This window comes from Variovorax sp. GW821-FHT10D07 (assembly GCF_059415325.1).
Genome location: NZ_JBWKMZ010000001.1, coordinates 767,330 through 784,666, shown reverse-complemented (window position 1 = coordinate 784,666; position 17,337 = coordinate 767,330). Strand labels below are relative to the sequence as shown.

At 69.6% G+C, this 17,337-nt stretch carries 18 protein-coding genes; 2 read left to right on the top strand and 16 right to left on the bottom strand.

The genetic code is table 11. From position 1 onward, the window contains the following. Window positions 1–3: 3 nt before the first annotated feature. The 6 genes from AC07PU_RS03655 to AC07PU_RS03630 all read right to left on the bottom strand — a co-directional run bounded on the left by AC07PU_RS03655 (window position 4) and on the right by AC07PU_RS03630 (window position 5,844). A complete protein-coding gene (locus AC07PU_RS03655; protein WP_495315302.1) occupies window positions 4–1,824 on the bottom strand; it encodes a cytochrome c biogenesis protein DipZ in 1,821 nt (606 codons plus the stop codon). 30 nt (window positions 1,825–1,854) lie between these two features. Beyond that, window positions 1,855–2,367: a peptide-methionine (R)-S-oxide reductase MsrB gene (gene msrB, locus AC07PU_RS03650; protein WP_495315300.1), complete on the bottom strand. Its 513-nt coding sequence runs from the start codon at window positions 2,365–2,367 to the stop codon at window positions 1,855–1,857. Window positions 2,368–2,545: 178 nt separating this feature from the next. Continuing rightward, complete coding sequence (locus AC07PU_RS03645) at window positions 2,546–3,370, bottom strand: anti-sigma factor family protein (protein ID WP_495315298.1); 825 nt, start codon at window positions 3,368–3,370, stop codon at window positions 2,546–2,548. Then, window positions 3,367–3,930, bottom strand: coding sequence for an RNA polymerase sigma factor (locus AC07PU_RS03640; protein ID WP_495315296.1), 564 nt, complete (start codon window positions 3,928–3,930; stop codon window positions 3,367–3,369). The genes AC07PU_RS03645 and AC07PU_RS03640 overlap by 4 nt, the downstream gene beginning before the upstream one ends. 43 nt (window positions 3,931–3,973) lie before the next feature. Then, window positions 3,974–5,464 carry a YncE family protein gene (locus tag AC07PU_RS03635; protein ID WP_495315294.1) on the bottom strand — a complete coding sequence of 497 codons (1,491 nt, stop codon included), beginning with the start codon at window positions 5,462–5,464 and terminating at the stop codon, window positions 3,974–3,976. 44 nt (window positions 5,465–5,508) lie between these two features. Further along, a complete protein-coding gene (locus tag AC07PU_RS03630; protein ID WP_495315808.1) occupies window positions 5,509–5,844 on the bottom strand; it encodes a DUF305 domain-containing protein in 336 nt (111 codons plus the stop codon). Window positions 5,845–6,188: 344 nt separating this feature from the next. Here AC07PU_RS03630 and msrA point away from each other — a divergent pair, with 344 nt between their 5' ends. Continuing rightward, on the top strand, window positions 6,189–6,941 hold the full coding sequence (gene msrA, locus AC07PU_RS03625) for a peptide-methionine (S)-S-oxide reductase MsrA (protein ID WP_495315293.1): 753 nt from the start codon (window positions 6,189–6,191) through the stop codon (window positions 6,939–6,941). 36 nt (window positions 6,942–6,977) lie between these two features. On the opposite strand, the gene cuyB is transcribed toward msrA, so the two are convergent. The 10 genes from cuyB to AC07PU_RS03575 all read right to left on the bottom strand — a co-directional run bounded on the left by cuyB (window position 6,978) and on the right by AC07PU_RS03575 (window position 15,861). Continuing rightward, entirely contained in the window at window positions 6,978–7,724 is a 747-nt protein-coding gene (gene cuyB, locus AC07PU_RS03620) for a cysteate racemase (protein WP_495315291.1), read from the bottom strand. Further along, a complete protein-coding gene (locus AC07PU_RS03615) occupies window positions 7,721–8,410 on the bottom strand; it encodes an aspartate/glutamate racemase family protein (RefSeq protein WP_495315289.1) in 690 nt (229 codons plus the stop codon). The genes cuyB and AC07PU_RS03615 overlap by 4 nt, the downstream gene beginning before the upstream one ends. After that, the gene (gene hydA / locus AC07PU_RS03610) at window positions 8,407–9,918 is read right to left on the bottom strand and encodes a dihydropyrimidinase (RefSeq protein ID WP_495315287.1); all 1,512 of its coding nucleotides are present in this window, start codon (window positions 9,916–9,918) and stop codon (window positions 8,407–8,409) included. Before hydA ends, AC07PU_RS03615 begins: the two co-directional genes overlap by 4 nt. 20 nt (window positions 9,919–9,938) lie before the next feature. Then, on the bottom strand, window positions 9,939–10,874 hold the full coding sequence (locus AC07PU_RS03605; RefSeq protein ID WP_208507618.1) for an N-carbamoyl-D-amino-acid hydrolase: 936 nt from the start codon (window positions 10,872–10,874) through the stop codon (window positions 9,939–9,941). Window positions 10,875–10,919: 45 nt separating this feature from the next. Then, window positions 10,920–11,606: an amino acid ABC transporter permease gene (locus AC07PU_RS03600; RefSeq protein ID WP_495315285.1), complete on the bottom strand. Its 687-nt coding sequence runs from the start codon at window positions 11,604–11,606 to the stop codon at window positions 10,920–10,922. Between the two features lie 21 nt (window positions 11,607–11,627). Further along, a complete protein-coding gene (locus AC07PU_RS03595; RefSeq protein WP_093349652.1) occupies window positions 11,628–12,308 on the bottom strand; it encodes an amino acid ABC transporter permease in 681 nt (226 codons plus the stop codon). 21 nt (window positions 12,309–12,329) lie between these two features. Next, complete coding sequence (locus AC07PU_RS03590) at window positions 12,330–13,079, bottom strand: amino acid ABC transporter ATP-binding protein (RefSeq protein WP_093349649.1); 750 nt, start codon at window positions 13,077–13,079, stop codon at window positions 12,330–12,332. Window positions 13,080–13,131: 52 nt separating this feature from the next. Then, entirely contained in the window at window positions 13,132–13,983 is an 852-nt protein-coding gene (locus tag AC07PU_RS03585; protein WP_296782369.1) for a transporter substrate-binding domain-containing protein, read from the bottom strand. A 266-nt stretch (window positions 13,984–14,249) separates the two neighbouring features. Next, entirely contained in the window at window positions 14,250–15,164 is a 915-nt protein-coding gene (locus tag AC07PU_RS03580) for a LysR family transcriptional regulator (protein WP_093349644.1), read from the bottom strand. 55 nt (window positions 15,165–15,219) lie between these two features. Next, window positions 15,220–15,861: a GntR family transcriptional regulator gene (locus tag AC07PU_RS03575; protein ID WP_093349641.1), complete on the bottom strand. Its 642-nt coding sequence runs from the start codon at window positions 15,859–15,861 to the stop codon at window positions 15,220–15,222. 499 nt (window positions 15,862–16,360) lie between these two features. On the opposite strand from AC07PU_RS03575, the gene AC07PU_RS03570 reads away from it, so the two are divergent. Continuing rightward, window positions 16,361–17,311, top strand: a complete 951-nt coding sequence (locus AC07PU_RS03570) for a TauD/TfdA family dioxygenase (protein ID WP_281077003.1) — start codon at window positions 16,361–16,363, stop codon at window positions 17,309–17,311. Window positions 17,312–17,337 lie beyond the last annotated feature (26 nt).

Sequence of the window (17,337 nt, the reverse complement as noted above, 5' to 3'; positions counted from 1 at the left end):
CGATCAACCGAAGGTGAACGCGAAGGCCTCCACGCCCGCATCGAGAAACTCGATCTCGAAGCGCCGATCCGCCACCGCGCCGCGCTGCCGCACCAGCTGGTAGAGGCGCTGGCCGTCGACCACCCCGTTGCCTTGTGCATCGATGTCGACGCCGTGGTCGTCTCCGGGCGGCTTGCCGTCGAGGGTCACCTTGATGCGCACGGGATGCCCCGGCGTCGTCGATCCGAGCACGAGGTGCAGGTCGCGCGCATGGAAGCGGTAGGCGATGCGCCCCTGTGCCTTGTCGAGCACGGCGCTTTGCCCGCCCACGGTCCAGCGGCCGCCGAGCGCCCACTGGTTGGCTTCGAGCCGGGACGGCGCCGTGTAGCCGTGCGCCTTGGCGCGGACCGCGCCGCCGGGCGAAACGAAATTCTCGGCGCGCTCGTAGCCGATGTAGGTCTCGGGCGATCGCAGGTTCGCGCCGTCCGCCGCGGCCTGCGCGCCTTGCGCCTCGACCTTGACGAGCTCGGCGGGCATCGCGCCTTGCCCGGCTTCGGCCAGCAGCTGCTGGATGACCTGCTCCGACTCGTCGTAGGCGCCTTCGCCGAAGTGGTGATGGCGGATGCGCCCCTGCGCGTCGATGAAGTAGTGCGCGGGCCAGTACTCGTTCCTGAAAGCGCGCCAGATCGCGTAGTCGTTGTCGACCGCCACCGGGTAGTCGAGCTGCAGGTCCTTCACGGCCTTGCGCACGTTGTCGAGCTTCTTCTCGAAAGCGAACTCCGGCGCATGCACGCCGATCACCACCAGGCCCTTGTCCTTGTACTTCTCGGCCCATGCGCGCACGTAGGGGAGGGCGCGCAGGCAGTTGATGCAGGAGTAGGTCCAGAAGTCGATCAGCACCACCTTGCCGCGCAGGGCATCCATGCGCAGGGGCGGCGAGTTGAGCCATTGCACGGCGCCGTCGAGCGAGGGGGCCTGGTCTTCGACCGGCAGCGCCGCGACGCCGCCGCCCTCGGCCCGCATCGCGCTGTTGGCGGCCATCATGGCGTTGCCGGGCGCCATCATCACGGTGGAATCGGGGCCGGTCGTCACCAGCGTCGATTCATCCCTGGGCCGTACCTTGTCGATCAGCGCCTGCTCGACCGAGGCGGTTCCCGCCAGCGAGAGCTGCGCCAGCACACCGGTGTCCAGCCCCAGCGCGATGGCCGCCACGCCGCACAGCAGGGCCGCGCCGATGCCGCGGCGGATCCATTCGCCCGCGCCCAGCGACCGCTTCATGGCCTTGAACAGCCGTCCGCCCACCAGCAGCGCACCGGCCAACGAGGTGGCCGCGCCCGCCGCGTAGGCCAGCAGCAGCAGCGAGGTCCGGACACTGGCGCCACCCAGTGCCGCGCCGGTCAGCACCAGTCCGAGGATGGGGCCGGCACAAGGCGCCCACAGCAGGCCCGTGGCCACGCCGAGCAGCAGCGACGTGCCGAAGGCGGAGCGCGGCGATCCGCCCGCACCGGTGGTTTCGGCCGAGGCGGACAGCCGCTCGCCCCAGCCCACGAGCGGCCGTGCGAGGCGCTCGGACAGCCCCGGCAGCAGCAGCGCCAGGCCGAACAGCGCCATCAGCACGATCGCCACGACGCGCCCGTACTGGTTCGCCTGCACGGCCCAGCCACCGCCGACCGCGGCCAGCGAGGCCACGCCGGCGAAAGTCAGCGCCATGCCGATCAGCAGTGGCAGCCCGTTCTTCATGAACGGCCGGTCGCCACGCGCGAACACGAAGGGCAGCACCGGCAGGATGCAGGGGCTCAGGATGGTCAGGACCCCGCCCAGATAGGCGACGACGAACAGCAGCATGGTGGAAGGCCCGGGTGCGCGGGGGCGGAATCAGGCGGCGCCGGGCGCGAATTTCATGGCCAGGCCGTTCATGCAGTAGCGCAGGCCCGTGGGCTGGGGTCCGTCGTTGAAGACATGGCCCAGGTGCCCGCCGCAACGGCGGCAATGCACCGCCGTGCGGGTCATGCCGTGCGAGCTGTCGCTCGTCTCGCCGACGGCGTTCGGCAACGGCTGCCAGAAGCTGGGCCAGCCGGTCTTGCTGTCGAACTTCGTCTTCGAGGAGAAGAGATCGAGCGCACAGCCCGCGCAGGCGAAGCGGCCCTCGCGATGTTCGTCGTTGAGCGGGCTGCTGTAGGGCCGCTCGGTGCCGTCCTGTCGCAGCACCGCGTACTGGTTCGGCGTGAGCAGCTTGCGCCATTCGGCGTCGGTCCGGGTGACCTCGAACTTGCCGGGCTCCGCGGCCTGCGTGGCACCGGAGCGCCAGCCCCAGGCGGCGGCCACCGCGGCCCCGAGCGTCGAGGCCGAGGCGCCGAGGAAGAAACGACGATCCGAACGATGGGTCATGACAACTCCTGGACGATGGGGCGGATGGCGGCCATCGATATGTACTGTTGAATATAACGAAGCACGCGCGAGACGCCAGCTTGGCGCAACGCCGCCGCTTCGAAGGCTAGTTCGGCTGCCAGGGGCAAAAGGTTACGCCCCGGCATCCGGCTCGACGGGCCGGCCGCTTGCCGTGGACCTACCCCTTGAGCTCCTCGCCGATCTGGCGCCGCATCTCGTCGGCCAGCGGATGCAGCACGCGCGCCTCGTTCGCCCCCACCACGCCGTAACCCAGTCCGCGGTCGGCCCAGGCATAGCCCGTGTGCGGGCCGTCGATCCGCTTCATCGTCGGCGTGTCCTGGTCGACGGCCATCGGCCGCACCATCAGCGAGAGCCGCGTGGCCTGCGCGTCCTGGTAGATGAAGAGGCCGGCCGGGCCATGCTCGGTCATGACCAGGCGGCCGCCCACGAAGCCGTAGCCCGCGGCCGCGAGGTCGGGGATCGCGACCTGCCTTCCCAGTCGCGACGAGACCCAGCTGACGAGCTCCGCGCGCTGCGAAGGCCCCATCTCCACAGGGCGCGTGGCATCCGATGCGTAGATGTCGTAGCCGCGCGCCGCCTCGCGCCCCAGCGCGAAGATGCCGCTTGCCTCGGGGGCCTGCGCGCCACGCAGCGACCATCCCGCACCGCCGCCGACGCCGAGCGCGAGCACCAGCGCGGCCGCCATGCCCCAGGGCCATCGCCGCGCGGGCTCGCGCCGTGCCTGCGCTTCCTGCCCATCGTGCTCGGCCACCATGCGCGCGAGGTTCAACCCGGGCGGCAGCGGTTCCTCGGCGATGGGGGCCAGCGCTTCGCGCAGCGCGCGCCGGTGCCGTGCATGGGCCTCGACCTCGTGGGCGACATCGGCGTGCTGCCGCAAATACGCCCGCACCTGGTCATGGCGTCGCGGGTCGAGCACGCCATCGACGTAGGCATGCAGGTCTTCTTCGAGAATGGGTCGGGCGTCGGGTGGATCGACGTTCATTTGAGTCTCCGCAGGTGAGGGCGTGCCGCAGGCTCGGCATGCGACGGGTCGGCCGGCGGCATCGCCTCGACACCGTCGAGCATGCGATGCAGCCGCTGGCGCGCGCGGGCCAGGCGCGACATGACGGTGCCCACCGGAATGCCGAGCGCCGCGGCGGCTTCGGCATAGGACAGGTCCTCGACGGCGACCAGCAGCAGCACCGCGCGCTGGTCTTCCGACAGGCCGTCGAGCGCGCGCATCAGTTCGTGATGCCGCACGCGGTGTTCCTGCTGCGCGGGCATGCCCAGCGCCTCTTCGTCGATCTTGTCGATCTCGTCGATGGCCAGGTGCAGGCCGCGGCGCGACTGCTGGCGCATGCGCTGCACCGCGAGGTTGTGCAGGATCGCGAAGACCCAGGAACGCGTGTCCTCGGCCTCGCGCCGCTGCGCCCAGCGCGCGATCACGCGCTCGAGGCAGTCCTGCACCAGCTCGTCGGCCGATTCGCGATCCCGCAACAGCGCGCGCGCATAGCGCCGCAAGGCGGGAATCATCGGCTCGACGAGCAGGATCAGGTCGCTCATGGATGCGCGAAGCGCTGAGGGGTCAGGGGAAGGCCCGATGCCATCAAAGGTCCTGGATCTGCACCGGGGCCGAGGGCTTGCCGCCGACCTGCGGCGCGATCACCAGGTAGCGCCGAGTATCGCCCGCGGGGCCGTCCTTCACCTGCTGGCGGATCGGCCCGATGGCATTCACGATGGCGGCGCCCGCCGGGTTGGTCATGAAGCTGGCGAGCGGCTGCAGCGTGCCGCTGCCGTCGGGCTTGTCGGCCAGCGCGAGCACATAGGGCTGCTTCGGCTCCAGGCCCGTGGCCGAGGCCTGCAGCACCTGCAGCAGGCCCTGGTCGAACAGCGCGACGCTGGTCGGTGCGCCAGCCGGGGTTGCTTCCTTGCGCGGTCCGGCCGGCACCAGCGAGAGGTGGGCGACCTGGCCGGCCAGTCCCGGCGGCTGCAGGCCCTGCGTGCCGTCGCCCGCATCGGCCGGCACCGCGTTCGGTACATAGGCGATCGCCTGCGGCGCCTGGCCGATGGGCACGTTCGCGACCACGGTGTTGGTGGCCGTGTCGATCGCGGCCAGCGCATCGGCGTTCTCGAGTCCCACGTAGATGCGCTTGCCGTCGCCCGAGGGCCACACGCCGTGCGGCAGCTTGCCGACGGGAATGGTCGCGACCTGCGAGAAGTCGTCGGTGCGGAACACCTTGACCTGGTTGAGGCCGCCTACGGTCACGTAGGCGAAGCTGCCCTTGGCGGTGGTGGCGAAGTTGACGTGGTTCGTGATCGGCCCGGTGTCGAATGCCCTGATCGGCGCGAACGGCGGCTTCGCGTCGAACACCATCGTGCGGCCGATGTCCTTGAGCGTGAACCAGACCTGCTTGCCGTCGGGCGTGGCGGCGATGTTGGGACAGAACGGGCTGTCCTGCTTCACGCGGCCCACGACCTGCTTGCTGGCGGTGTCGATCACCACGGTCTCGGGATTGAACGAGGAGCAGATGTAGCCGTACTTCCCGTCGGGCGAGAAGATCTGCATGCCCGGGCCGTTGGGCGTGGCGATGCGCGTCTTCTCCTCGAAGGTGGCGGCGTCGAGCACCGCCACATGGCTCTCGCCGCGCACCGTGACCCACACCTCCTTGCCGTCGGGCGTGTAGAAGGCCTCGTGCGGCGAGCGGCCCACGTAGGTGGTGTGCTTCACCGCGTTGGTCGCGGTGTCGATGAAGCTCACCGAGTTCGAGCCGATCGACACCACCGCGAGCGTGCGATGGTCGGGCGAGAAGCCCATGCCGTGCACCAGCACCTGGCCGCGGTACAGCGGGCTGAAGTTGCCGGGTGCGGGATCGCCGAGGCGGATCACGCCCAGCAGCTTGTTGTCGACGGGATCGGTCACCGACACCGTGTTGGAGAACTGCTCGGCCGCATAGACGCGGTCGCGGTGACTCATCGCGATGTCGGCCTCGGCGGCGGCACGCGGCGCCTGGCCGGCCTGCGCGCAGGCGGCCGAGGCCAGCAGCGCAATGGCGGTCAGCCAGCGGGGGAAGAAGAGGAGAGAGGGGCGGTTCTTCATGGTGTTCTGGAGCTCGAAGGGAAGTGAAGGTGGACCTGGCGGCGCTACGGGCGAGCAGGCTGCGTGGGTGCGGGCATGGAGGGCGGCAGCGGCTGGTCGAGCGCCAGGCGCATCGCGGCGATCTCCTGCTGCTGCTCGACGATGATTTCCTGCGCGATGCGGCGCAGCTGCTCGTTGCTGCCGTGGCGCAGCTCGGCCAGCGCCATGTCGATGGCGCCCTGGTGGTGCGCGATCATCATCTCGGCGAAGTCGCGGTCCACGTCACCGGAGGACTTGATGTCCATGCCGGCCATCATCCGGGCCATGGCTGCGTCGTTCTCGGCGGCGAAGCCCGCCTGCGCGGGGTCGCGCGAAGTGCAGACGTCCATGAGCCGGGCCATCAGGCCGGCATCGCCGCCCTTGCCGGACGGCGTCGTATGCCATGCGCCGAAGGCCGCGGCCGCGCAGGCCAGCGCCGCGGCGCCGAGGAACAGGGCGCGAGGGCGCCGCAAGCGGGAGGGAAGCGTCATCAGCATCGAAAGTCCTCGAAAGAGAGGGTTGTTGCAGACGTAGACGCCGCCGCGGACCGCTTATTCCATGCGCTGGAACTTTTCTTTTGCGCAGGTTCGCCGGTTCGCTCGCGACGCGGTGTAACCGACGGCGCGATGCGTTCGAACTAGGAACAGGCGAGCCCGGCCGGCTCGTGCCGCACGGCCGCACGCCCATCAACGAAAGGTCCCGTCCCATGAACGATTCCCCGACACCCATCGAGCCCGCGTCCTCCGGTCGCTCCCTGTCGCGCCGTGCCGCGTTGTGGGCCGCCGCCGGGCTGGCCGGCCTGGCCGCCTTCAGGCTGGTGCCCAGCCTGGCCGCCGAAAGCGCCATCGTGATTCCCGCGCCCACGGTCGATGCCGCCGCCCCGACCGCGGCCACCGAGGTCGCGGTCATCGCCGGCGGCTGCTTCTGGGGCGTCCAGGGCGTGTACCAGCATGTGAAGGGCGTCGTCAGCGCGGTGTCCGGCTACGCCGGCGGCGACGAGAAATCCGCGCAGTACGAGATGGTCGGCACCGGAAGAACCGGCCATGCCGAAGCGGTCGCCATCACCTACGACCCCCGGCAGATCAGCTACGGACGCATCCTGCAGATCTATTTCTCGGTGGCCCACGACCCGACCGAGCTGAACCGGCAGGGCCCCGATCGCGGGACCCAGTACCGCTCGACCATCTTCGCGCAGAACGCGGAGCAGGCCCGTGTCGCCAAGGCCTATATCGAACAGCTCGGGCAGCTCAAGAGCTTCGGCCAGCCGATCGTCACGACCATCGAGATGCAGAAGCGCTTCTTCCCCGCGGAGGCCTATCACCAGGACTACCTGACGCGCAATCCCTCGCAGCCGTACATCGTCTTCAACGACCTGCCCAAGATCGAGAACCTCAAGAAGGTGTTCCCGGATCGCTATCGCGCCGCGCCGGTGCTGGTGGGCAGTCGCGCGGCCGGCTGACCGGCTCGCGCGGCCGCCCGTGATGGATCTGCCGGTCTACCTGCGCGACATGGACGCGTGAGCCGACGCATCGGCGGGCCGCATCAGCCCGATGGCCTCGCGCGCCAGCGCGTCGATCGAATCGGTCAGCACGATGTCGAACTCGCCGCGCCGCGCCGCCGGAACGGCCAGCGGCAGCTCGGTGCACCCGAGCACCACGGCTCGCGCGCCTTGCTGCGCGAGCGCGCGAATGCCTTCGGCCGCGGGTGCGAAAGCCTCGTCGATGCGGTTGGCCTTCACGGCCGCGATCGCGGGCACGCACAGGCGCTGCACCTCCTCGGGCGAAGGCTCGATGGTCTCGTAGCCGGCGTCGCGCAGGTGGCGCTGGTAGAGCCCCATCGCGATGGTCGCGGGTGTGCCCAGGATGCCGACCTTGCCCTCGGTCACGCCCTGGCGGCGCAGGTCCGCCACCACGGCCTCGACGATGTGCAGCAGCCGCGTCGGGCTCGCGGCCTGCAGTTCGTCGAACCACAGGTGGGCGGTGTTGCAGGGGATGGCGATGCAGTCGGCGCCGCCGGCCACCAGCGTGTCGATGCCGCGCAGCATGCCGGGCAGCGGGCTCGGCCCCTGGCCGAGGAAGGCCGAGGAGCGGTCGGGGATGGCGGGGTCGTTGCACAGCAGCACGGGGATGTGCTGCTGGTCGTTGTCGGCCGGCGTGAGCTGCACCATGCGCAGCGCGAAGGCGGCGCCGGCCAGCGGGCCCATGCCGCCGAGCACGCCCAGCCGCTGCGGTGGGCTCGTCACGTGGCGGCTCCGTCGCGCCAGGCCCGCGCGAGCCGGGCCGAGAGTTCGGCCGCCGCCTCGCAGGGATCGATCACGGGCACGCCCACCGCGGCTTCGAGCGGGGCACGCAGTTCGGCCATGCCGGCGCAGCCGAGCAGCACCACGTCAGCGCCGTCCTCGTCGACCAGCAGGCGCGCCGCCGCGATCATCGGCGCCAGCGCATGGGCGGCATCGCCCGACAGGTGCACCGGCAGGTCGAGCGGCCGTTCGGCCACCACGCGCTCGCGCACGCCCAGCGCTTCCCAGTAGCGCAGGTGGCGCGGGATGGCGGCACTGGCAATGGCGATCACGCCCACGCGCTCGCCGCGCGCCATGGCGGCACGGATGCCGGCTTCGCCCAGGCCGACGACCGGGCGCTCGCTGTGCGTGCGCGCGGCGGCGATGCCGGGGTCGCTGAAGCAGGCCAGCACGAAGGCATCGGCCTCGGCGGCATGCGCGGCCACGTCGTCGGCAGCGAGGCGCGCGCCATGCTCGAAGTCGTCCTGCGTGACGATGCCCGGCGGGCCCTCGTGCGCGGTGACGCAATCGAAGTCGCATTGCGCGGGCGGCACGGTGGCGCGGAATGCGCGTGCCACGGCCTCGGTCACCGAGACGCTGCTGTTCGGGTTCAGCACGCGCACGCGCGGCGGGTTGGCGCTGGTGTTCATGCCTTCTCCTCCCCGAGGCCGATCAGCGCCTTCAGCACACGGCCATGCGGGCGCTGCGCGGGCGCCACCGGTGCGCGGCGCCTGAGGTCCGGCGCGCCGCGGCGCAGGTACTGGCCGCTGCCGCGCTCGGCATGCAGCGTGTCGTCCTCGATCACCACGCGGCCGCGGCTCACGACCACCTCGGGCCAGCCCTGGATGGTCCGGCCCTCGTAGGGCGTGTAGCCGGCGTTGTCGTGCAGCATGGCGGCGCTGATGGTGGTCTCGCGCTCGGCGTTCCACACCGCGATGTCGGCGTCGGCGCCCAGCGCGATCGCGCCCTTGCGCGGCGCCAGGCCATAGAGCCGGGCATGGTTGGTGGCGGTGAGCGCCACGAACTGGTGGATGTCGATGCGCCCCTTGAGGAAGCCTTCGCTGAACAGCAGCGGCAGGCGCAGCTCGATGCCGGGCACGCCGTTGGCCATTTCCTTGAAGGTGGTGGCGTCGCCCTTGGGCAGCTTGCCGGTCTCATCGAAGCGGTAGGGCGCATGGTCCGACGAATAGGTGGCCAGGGTGCCGTCGATCAGGCCGCGCCAGATGGCTTCCTGCGCATCGGCATCGCGCGCGGGCGGCGAGCAGCAGAACATCGCGCCTTCCAGGCCCGGTCGGTCCATGTCGTCGGCCGTCAGGAACAGGTACTGCGGGCAGCTCTCGGCCAGCACGTTGGCGCCCAGGGTCTGGGCCTGGCGAATCACTTCCACGGTGTCGCCGCCGGCCACGTGCACCAGCAGCAGCGGCACGTCGACCAGCCGCGCGAGCGCGATGGCGCGGTAGGCGGCCTCGGTCTCGGCCAGCGGGTCGTGCGCCACGCCATGGAACTTGGGCGCGGTGTGGCCGCGGTCGATCAGGCGCTGCGCGATCCAGCGGATCATGTCGTTGTTCTCGGCATGCACCATCACCAGCGCGCCCTCGGCCCGCGCCAGCGCGAGCACCTCGAGCAGCTGGTAGTCCTCGAGCTTCATGCGGTCGTAGGTCATGTAGACCTTGAGCGAGGTGATGCCGTCGCGGATGGCCGCGGGCAGGTCGGTCGAGAGCGTGGCATCGTCGGGATTCGCGAGGATCAGGTGGAAGCCATAGTCGATCACCGCCTTCTCGGCCGCGCGCCGGCTGTAGTCGGCCAGCACCTCGGGCACCGACATCTCGCGGTGCTGCGCCGCGAAGGGCAGGATGGTGGTGGTGCCGCCGAAGGCGGCCGACACGGTGGCCGAGTAGAAATCGTCGGCGCACATCATGCCCATGCCCGAGCGCTGCTCGACATGGCAATGGCTGTCGATGCCGCCCGGCAGCACCCAGCGGCCGGTGGCGTCCACGTCGCGGCGGCCCGGCGGCAGCGAGCCGCCGATGGCGGCGATGCGGCCGTCGCGCACGCCGAGGTCGCCCTCGACCACGCGGCCGTCGGTGACGATGCGCCCGCCGCGGATCGTGAGGTCGAAGGGTTCTTCGCCGATCAGCGAAGCGATGGTGGTGTCCATGAGGGGTTCCGTGCGCGCGTTCAGACCAGCGGCTCGCCCGCGCCCGTGCGCTCGACGATCAGGCGGTAGTGCTCGGGGCGGCGGTGCTTGGCGAAGTTGAACACGTGCTGGCGGAAGTATTCGCCCAGCGACATGTCGGCCTTCACGCAGATCACCTCGTCCTCTTCCGTGAGCGAGCGCGCCACGATCTCGCCCGTGGGCGCGACGATGGCCGAGCTGCCGATCATGTGGTGGCCGTCCTCCGAGCCGCACTTGGCGGCCGCGGCCACCCAGATGCCGTTCTGGTAGGCATTGGCCTGCAGCGACACCAGGTGCGTGGTGGTGCGCAGGTGCACCGGCTCGTTCCAGTGGATGTTGAGCGAAGGCGTGTTGTAGCCCAGCACCACCACCTCGGCGCTCTGCAGCGCCATCACGCGGTAGGTCTCGGGCCAGCGCCGGTCGTTGCACAGGCACATGCCGAAGCGCGTGCCCATGGTGTCGAAGACGCGGAAGCCCAGGTCGCCGACCTCGAAGAACTTCTTCTCCAGGTGCTGGAACGGTGCCTCGGGCTTGTGCTCGGAATGGCCGGGCAGGTGGATCTTGCGGTACTTGCCGACGATGGCGCCCGCGCGGTCCACGATGATCGCGGTGTTGTAGCGCGTGCCCTCGGGCGTGCGCTCGGCATAGCCCAGGTAGAAGCCCACGCCGAGCGCCTTCGCCTCGTCGAACAGCGGCTGCACCTGCGCATTGGGCATGGCCGGCTCGAAGAAGCGGGCCTCGGCCTCGGCCTCGTCCATCCAGTAGCGCGGAAAGAAGGTGGTGAGCGCGAGCTCGGGGAACACGACCATCTCGGCACCGCGGCCCTTGGCGTCGCGCATCAGCTCGACCATGCGGCGCACGACCGCCTCGCGGGTGTCCGCCAGATGTACCGGGCCCATCTGGGCGACGGCCAGGCCCAGGGTACGTTTGCTTGTCATCATTGCTTCCTCAATCAGCGTTGGTGGTTGTAGGGGTCAGGCGCCTCAGGCGGCCTTGGGATTCGGGCGGCGCTGGCGTTTCTCCAGCCGCCCCAGCAGCACGACCAGCGGCCACAGCAGCGCGAGATAGATCAGCGCGGCCAGCACGATGGGCGTGGGGTTGTAGAGCATCGATTGCGCGGAGCGCGCGGCATACAGCATCTCGGGCACCGACACCACGCTGGCGATCGTGGTGAGCTTCACCACCTCGATCATGTTGCTCACGAGGTCGGGGAACACGTTGCGCACCGCCTGCGGGATCTCCACGAACAGCAGGCTGGCCGGGCGGCCCATGCCGGTGGACAGCGCGGCCTCGCGCTGGCCGCGCGGCACCGACTCCAGGCCCGCGCGCAGGATCTCGCCGAAGTAGCTCGAGTTGTTGAACATGAAGCCCAGCGCCACGCAGGCCATGGGCGAGAGCTCCAGCCCGAGGTAGGGCAGGCCGGTGTAGAGGAAGATCAGCAGCACCAGCGGCGGGAAGGCGCGGAAGAAGTCGATGTAGACCACGAGCAGCGCGCGCACCAGCCGGTTGCGGATCACGAAGCCGGCCAGCGCCAGCACCATGCCGGCCACCAGCCCGAGCGGGATCACCCAGGCCGACAGCAGCAGCGTGTTGAGCAGGCCCTGCAGGATGTAGGGCCCGACCTCGCGCACCACGCCGAGGTTGAAGAAGTACTGGAGGATGAGTTCCATGGAGGGCTCCGTTCGGCGGCGTCAGTGGCGGCCCGCGCCGTGGCGCCGCTCGATGTAGCGCCCGGCGACCACCACGGGCAGGAAGATCACGAGGTAGCCCAGCGCGCCCATCATCAGCGGCGTGGGATTGCCCGCGAAGCTGGTGGCCGAGGTGGCCTGGTTCAGGATCTCGTTGAGCGCGGCCACCGAGCCGTAGGCCGTGCCCTTGGTGATGGCGATCACGCGGTTGGTCAGCGGCGCCACCATCAGCCGGCACGACTGCGGCAGCAGCACGTGCACCATGGCCTGCGTGTGGCTCAGGCCGGTGGAGCGTGCGGCCTCCATCACGCCGCGCGGCTGCGACTCGATGCCGGCCCAGAACACCTCCTCGGAGAAGGCCGCGAGCACCAGCGTCAGGGCCAGCCAGGTCGAGGCGAAGGCGCCAAGCGACAGGCCCAGGAAGGGCAGCGCGTAATAGAACAGGATGATCAGCACCAGCGGCGGCAGCGCGCGCAGGATGTCGACCAGCGTCGACACCAGCAGCGGCAACCCGCGCACCGGCAGGCTGCGCAGGTAGGCCAGCACGATGCCCAGCGCCAGGCCGGCGGCGATCACGGCCAGGCCCAGCTCGATCGTCACGCGCGCGCCGTCCAGCACCTGGGGCAGGTAGCGCGCGGCGATGTCGCCGTTGAAGAAGGTGAAGACGAGCTTGTCGAACTGCATGCGGCGCTTCCGGTCGGTCGCTCAGAGCGCGCGGCTGCCGATGCTGGCGATGAAGGCCGCGGTGCGCGCATGCACCGGCGCCTCGAACACCTGCGCGGGCGAGCCCTGCTCGACGATGGCGCCGCCGTCCATGAACACCACGCGGTCGGATGCCGCCTTGGCGAAGCCCATCTCGTGCGTCACCACCACCATGGTCATGCCGTCGGCGCGCAGCTCGCGCATCACCTGCAGCACGCCGCCGACCATCTCGGGGTCGAGCGCGCTGGTCGGCTCGTCGAACAGCACCAGCGCGGGCTTCAGCGCGATCGAGCGCGCGATGCCCACGCGCTGCTGCTGGCCGCCCGACAGCTGGGTGGGGCGCACGCGCGCCTTGTGCTCCATGCCGACGCGCGCGAGCGCCTCCATGGCGCTGTGCTCGGCCGCGTCGCGCGCCATCTTCTTGACCTTGCGCAGCGCCAGCGTCACGTTGCCCAGCACGTCGAGGTGCGGGTAGAGGTTGAAGGCCTGGAACACCATGCCCACGCGCTCGCGCAGCCGGTTCAGGTTGGCGCCGCGCGCATAGATGTCGTGGCCCTCCACGCGCACCTCGCCGCGGCTCGCGTCCTCCATGCGGTTGCAGCAGCGCAGCAGCGTGCTCTTGCCCGAGCCCGAGGGCCCGATCACCGAGACCAGCTCGCCCGCCTGCACATCGAGGTCGATGCCGTTGAGCACGGGAACGCTGCCAAAGGATTTGTGCAGGTTGCGGACTTGCAGGAGCGGGGAGGACGTCACGGCGATGCTCGGCTGATGGGGGACGGGGTGGACGGGGAGGGCAGGGGCGCGCTTACTTGCAGACCGGCTTGGCGCTCGTGGCCTCGTAGCCGAACAGGCCCGGGATACCGTGGCCGGCCGGCGAGACCACCGTGGCCGAGTCGGCCGCGGGCTCGGCGCCGAACCACTTCGTGTGCAGCTTCTGCAGCGAGCCGTCGAGCTTCATGCACTTGAGCACGTTGCTCACCTGGTCGCGCCCGGCCTTGTCGTCGATGCGGAACGGAATGGCCCAGACCGAGCCGGTCTTGATGACGAAGGTGGTCTTGATCGCCGGCGCGCTCTTCACGGCCCAGGCCGAGGGCGTGACGCCCGCGAGGTTGGCGTCGCCGCGCCCCGAGATCACGGCCTGCACCGCGTCGGCGTTGGTGCCGTAGACGGCGATCTCGTAGCCGTACTGCGCCTGGTTGTTGCGCGCCCATTCCTCGGGGCCCGAGCCCTTGTTCACGGCGATGGTCTTGCCCTTGAGGTCTTCCAGGCGCTGGATGTCGTTGCGCTCCTTCTTCACGACCAGCGTGAAGTTGTTTTCGAGGTAGCCCTCGGTGAAGAGCACCGACTTCGCACGCTCGGGCGACACCGTGGTCGGCGCCATCAGGAAGTCGAACTTGCCCGCGTTGAGCGCCGGGATCAGCGCCGAGTACTGCGCGCCCTCGATCTCGATGCGGCGGCCCAGGCGCTTGGCGATCTCCTCGCCGAGCTCGACGTTGAAGCCCTGGTAGCCGCCGCTGAGCTTGGGGAAGGCATGCGGTGGGAAGTTGGGATCGACGCCGGTGCGCAGCGGCGCGGGCTGGGCGGCGGCGGTGCCGGCGGCACCCGCGATGAGGGCGAAGGCCAGCGGCGCCAGCAGGGACTTGAGGTGACGGAACATGGGCTTTTCTCCAGAAATAGTCGCGATCAAAACGGCGGGGTTCGCGGGGAGCGAACTGCACCGCGTTGGTGTGCGGTGGCGATGCGACGAATTATTTCGAGCGAGAAAAGCGGCGTCGATTGATGCTTTGTGCGGCGTCCTTACGCGCTGGTTAACACCTGGCCCCGGGCTGGTGCGCCATGTTTCGGCGTGCCTATATGCGGTGCGAAGCGCATGCTATTGGGGCATTCCCTGGCTTCGAGCGCCAGGCCCGACGACAGCGACCGTCAGTCTTCCTGCGCTTGCGGCGCGGCGAGCCCGCGCTGCATCAGCACGCTGCGCAGGGTGCGCACGAAGGCTTCGGCGGCCGGCGAGAGCGGGTCGGTGCGCAGGTGCACGAGGTGCGCGACCAGCGGCTCGATGCCCTCCACCGGCAGGATGCGAAAGCGCGCGTCGGGCCAGGCCTGCAGCGAGAACTCGTCGACCAGCGCGATGCCCGCGCCCAGGTGCGTGAGCGCGCAGGCGTTCTGCGGCGAGCCCACCTCGAGCATGGTGCGCGGCGCCTCGTCGAGCGACGCGAAGAAGTGGCGCACCAGTTCGCCGAAGGGCGTGCCGCGCGGGTACGACATCAGGTCGTAGGGCAGCAGGTCCTGCGCGCCGACCGCGTTGCGCGCGGCCAGCGGATGCGTGTGCGGGCAGATGCACACGATGCGGCAGCGCGCGACCGGCATCGTGATGAGGTTCGGATGGTCCACCGCCTCGAGCGAGATGCCGAGGTCGAAGTGCCGGCTCAGCAGGCGCTCGCGCAGCAGGTCCTGGTTGAGGCACTTGAAATGCACGCGCGTCTCGGGGTTGGCCTGGTGGTAGTGCGCGATCGCCATCGGCACCAGCATGTGGCCGATGCCCGGGCTCGACACCACGCTGATCAGGCCCGAGCGGCGCGCCATGAGCTCGTGCGAGAGGTCGCTGATGCGCTGCACGCCCTGGTAGACGTCCTCGACCTCGTGGTAGAGGCGCCGCGCCTCGGCGGTGGGCGACAGCCGGCCCTTGATGCGCATGAAGAGCGGAAAGTTGAGCTGGGTCTCGGTGTGCGAGAGCACCCGGCTCACGGCGGGAACGGACACATGCAGCAGGCGGGCGGCATCGCTCACGGAGCCGGTGGCCATGATGGCCCGGAACACTTCGATTTGACGCAGATTCATGGCGCGGAACTTTAGCGCTACATCGCGCCGGCCACCGGGACCGCGCCGCGGGCGGCTATTCCTGCAGCGCCGCCTGCGTGTGTTCGATGTGCTTCTCGAGCAGCTCCACCGCCAACGGGATGTTCTTGGCGATGCAGGCCTTGAGGATCTGCGAATGCTCGGACTGCGAGGACTTGCGCCCCACCTTGTGCGACTGCAGCGCGCGCAGGTGGCGCGCGATGCCGCGCACGCTTTCCTCGATCATCTTGAGCAGCTTGTCGCGCCCGCAGGGGCGATAGAGCGTCAGGTGGAACTCGAGGTTGAGGTCGGCCCACTCCTGGGGCGATTCGCTGCCGTCGTAGCGCGCGATGATCTCGCGCGCGGCGCGGTGGTGCGCGGGGCGCAGGTGCGGGATCGCGAGCTTGAGCGCGCGGGTCTCGAGCGCGATGCGGATGTCGAGCGCCTCGACCAGGTCCTTGATCGACTGCGACGCCACGGTCGAGCCCGCGTGGGCGCGGTGCTCGATCAGGCCTTCGGCCTCCAGCCGCTTGAGGGCCTCGCGCACGGGAATGCGGCTGACGCCGAAGCGCTCGGCCAGCGCCTGCTGCTTGAGCTGCACGCCGATCCCCAGTTCGCCGCTCAGGATCAGTTGCCGCAAGGATTCCGTGACGGAATCGGCCGAGAGGATCTGCTCGCCGGTCGGTGCCTGGGCCACCATTCGAACTCCCTTGTTGTCGTCGCCATGAACTGCGGGGGATTCTACGGAAGATCCCATTTCGGATCCCTTGGGCAGGGGTGCCCGGGACATCCTGTATAGCCGGCGGCGGCCGCAACGGTTAAAACCTAGATCCTGGATTGGATCCAATCTGGAACGCTTCTTGCTCGCCGTTTTTCCGAAGTCCGGAGGGGGCCTGCCAGACGCCGAATGTGTGCTTTGCGCCCCACATTGGATCCAATCCTGAATTCAATCATGGAGCCATTTGTAGGTATTTCCCCTTGATTTGCCCTCGTGCCCGTTGCGGTGGAAGCGAATGGCTGCCTAACATCTGTACCTGTCTATACATCAGTAGACAAAGCCCAATCATCTTTCTGGAGAGTTCATGTCCGAGTCGAGTTATCTGAGCGGCGCCTGCGTTTGGTCGGGTGCCGAGATGGGCCAAAACCATCGGTGGGTCAAACAGTTTCCCGCCGTCGTTCTGGATCAAATCGATACTGCGTTGCAAAAGACCGAGGGCCTCGACTGGCGCAGGATCGACCGCCAGAACTTCCCGCTGCCCGATGCCAAGGCCTTCTTCGACGAGGTGCGCGAGGAGCTCGAGAACGGCTCGGGCATGGTCAAGATCCGCGGCCTCGAGGTCGGGCGCTACCAGCAGGAACAGCTGCGCCGGATCTGGTACGCGCTGGGCGCACACCTGGGCACGCCGATGTACCAGAACTACCGTGGCGAGGTGATGCGCGAGATCAAGGACGAGGGAATGGGCGTCGGCGCCAAGCTCTACGGCGCGACCGTCGACGAGCACGGCAAGCAGTTTCTCTCGTCGGGCGCGCGCACGCTGTCGCCGGGACAGCTGCGCTTCCACACCGACCGCTGCGACGTGGTCGGGCTGCTGTGCGTGCGCCAGGCCTCCGAAGGCGGCGTCAGCAAGCTCGCGAGCAGCGCCACCGTCTACAACCGCATCCTCGAGCGCCGGCCCGATCTGCATGCGCTGCTGTGCAGGCCGATTCCGCGCAGCCGCTTCGGCGAGGAAGCCGGTGGCGAGCACGTGGCCTACGACCTGCCGATCTTCGGCGTGCGCGATGGCAAGCTCACGAGCCACTTCTCGCTGACCTACATCGAGAACGCGCAGATGCTGCCCGACGTGCGCAAGCTCGGCGAGGCCGAGCACGAGGCGATCCAGCTGCTGATGGCGGTGGCCGAGGAGGAGTGCTTCGAGATGCGCTTCGCGCCCGGCGACATCCAGCTGCTCAACAACCACGTGATCTACCACGGCCGCACCGCCTTCAAGGACAACGTGCAGACCGGCGAGGACCGCATGCTCATGCGGCTGTGGCTGTCGGTGCCCAATTCGCGCGCGCTGCCGCCCGACCATGCGGTGCTGTGGGGCGATGTCGGTTCGGGCAAGCCGCACGGCGGCATCGCGCAGCCCGCGGCGGCGCTGCCGGTCTGAAGCGGCACCGCGCCGCCCGATGCCCG

What these genes read in the sequence shown, in the direction of transcription:
- AC07PU_RS03640 (WP_495315296.1), bottom strand. Translation starts at nt 3,930, where the DNA reads ATGAGCGACCTGATCCTGCTCGTCGAGCCGATGATTCCCGCCTTGCGG.
- AC07PU_RS03615 (WP_495315289.1), bottom strand. Translation starts at nt 8,410, where the DNA reads ATGAACACCAGCGCCAACCCGCCGCGCGTGCGCGTGCTGAACCCGAAC.
- AC07PU_RS03600 (WP_495315285.1), bottom strand. Translation starts at nt 11,606, where the DNA reads ATGGAACTCATCCTCCAGTACTTCTTCAACCTCGGCGTGGTGCGCGAG.
- msrB (WP_495315300.1), bottom strand. Translation starts at nt 2,367, where the DNA reads ATGACCCATCGTTCGGATCGTCGTTTCTTCCTCGGCGCCTCGGCCTCG.
- AC07PU_RS03645 (WP_495315298.1), bottom strand. Translation starts at nt 3,370, where the DNA reads ATGAACGTCGATCCACCCGACGCCCGACCCATTCTCGAAGAAGACCTG.
- AC07PU_RS03595 (WP_093349652.1), bottom strand. Translation starts at nt 12,308, where the DNA reads ATGCAGTTCGACAAGCTCGTCTTCACCTTCTTCAACGGCGACATCGCC.
- AC07PU_RS03655 (WP_495315302.1), bottom strand. Translation starts at nt 1,824, where the DNA reads ATGCTGCTGTTCGTCGTCGCCTATCTGGGCGGGGTCCTGACCATCCTG.
- AC07PU_RS03580 (WP_093349644.1), bottom strand. Translation starts at nt 15,164, where the DNA reads ATGAATCTGCGTCAAATCGAAGTGTTCCGGGCCATCATGGCCACCGGC.
- hydA (WP_495315287.1), bottom strand. Translation starts at nt 9,918, where the DNA reads ATGGACACCACCATCGCTTCGCTGATCGGCGAAGAACCCTTCGACCTC.
- AC07PU_RS03575 (WP_093349641.1), bottom strand. Translation starts at nt 15,861, where the DNA reads ATGGTGGCCCAGGCACCGACCGGCGAGCAGATCCTCTCGGCCGATTCC.
- AC07PU_RS03585 (WP_296782369.1), bottom strand. Translation starts at nt 13,983, where the DNA reads ATGTTCCGTCACCTCAAGTCCCTGCTGGCGCCGCTGGCCTTCGCCCTC.
- msrA (WP_495315293.1), top strand. Translation starts at nt 6,189, where the DNA reads ATGAACGATTCCCCGACACCCATCGAGCCCGCGTCCTCCGGTCGCTCC.
- AC07PU_RS03630 (WP_495315808.1), bottom strand. Translation starts at nt 5,844, where the DNA reads ATGGCCCGGCTCATGGACGTCTGCACTTCGCGCGACCCCGCGCAGGCG.
- AC07PU_RS03605 (WP_208507618.1), bottom strand. Translation starts at nt 10,874, where the DNA reads ATGACAAGCAAACGTACCCTGGGCCTGGCCGTCGCCCAGATGGGCCCG.
- AC07PU_RS03635 (WP_495315294.1), bottom strand. Translation starts at nt 5,464, where the DNA reads ATGAAGAACCGCCCCTCTCTCCTCTTCTTCCCCCGCTGGCTGACCGCC.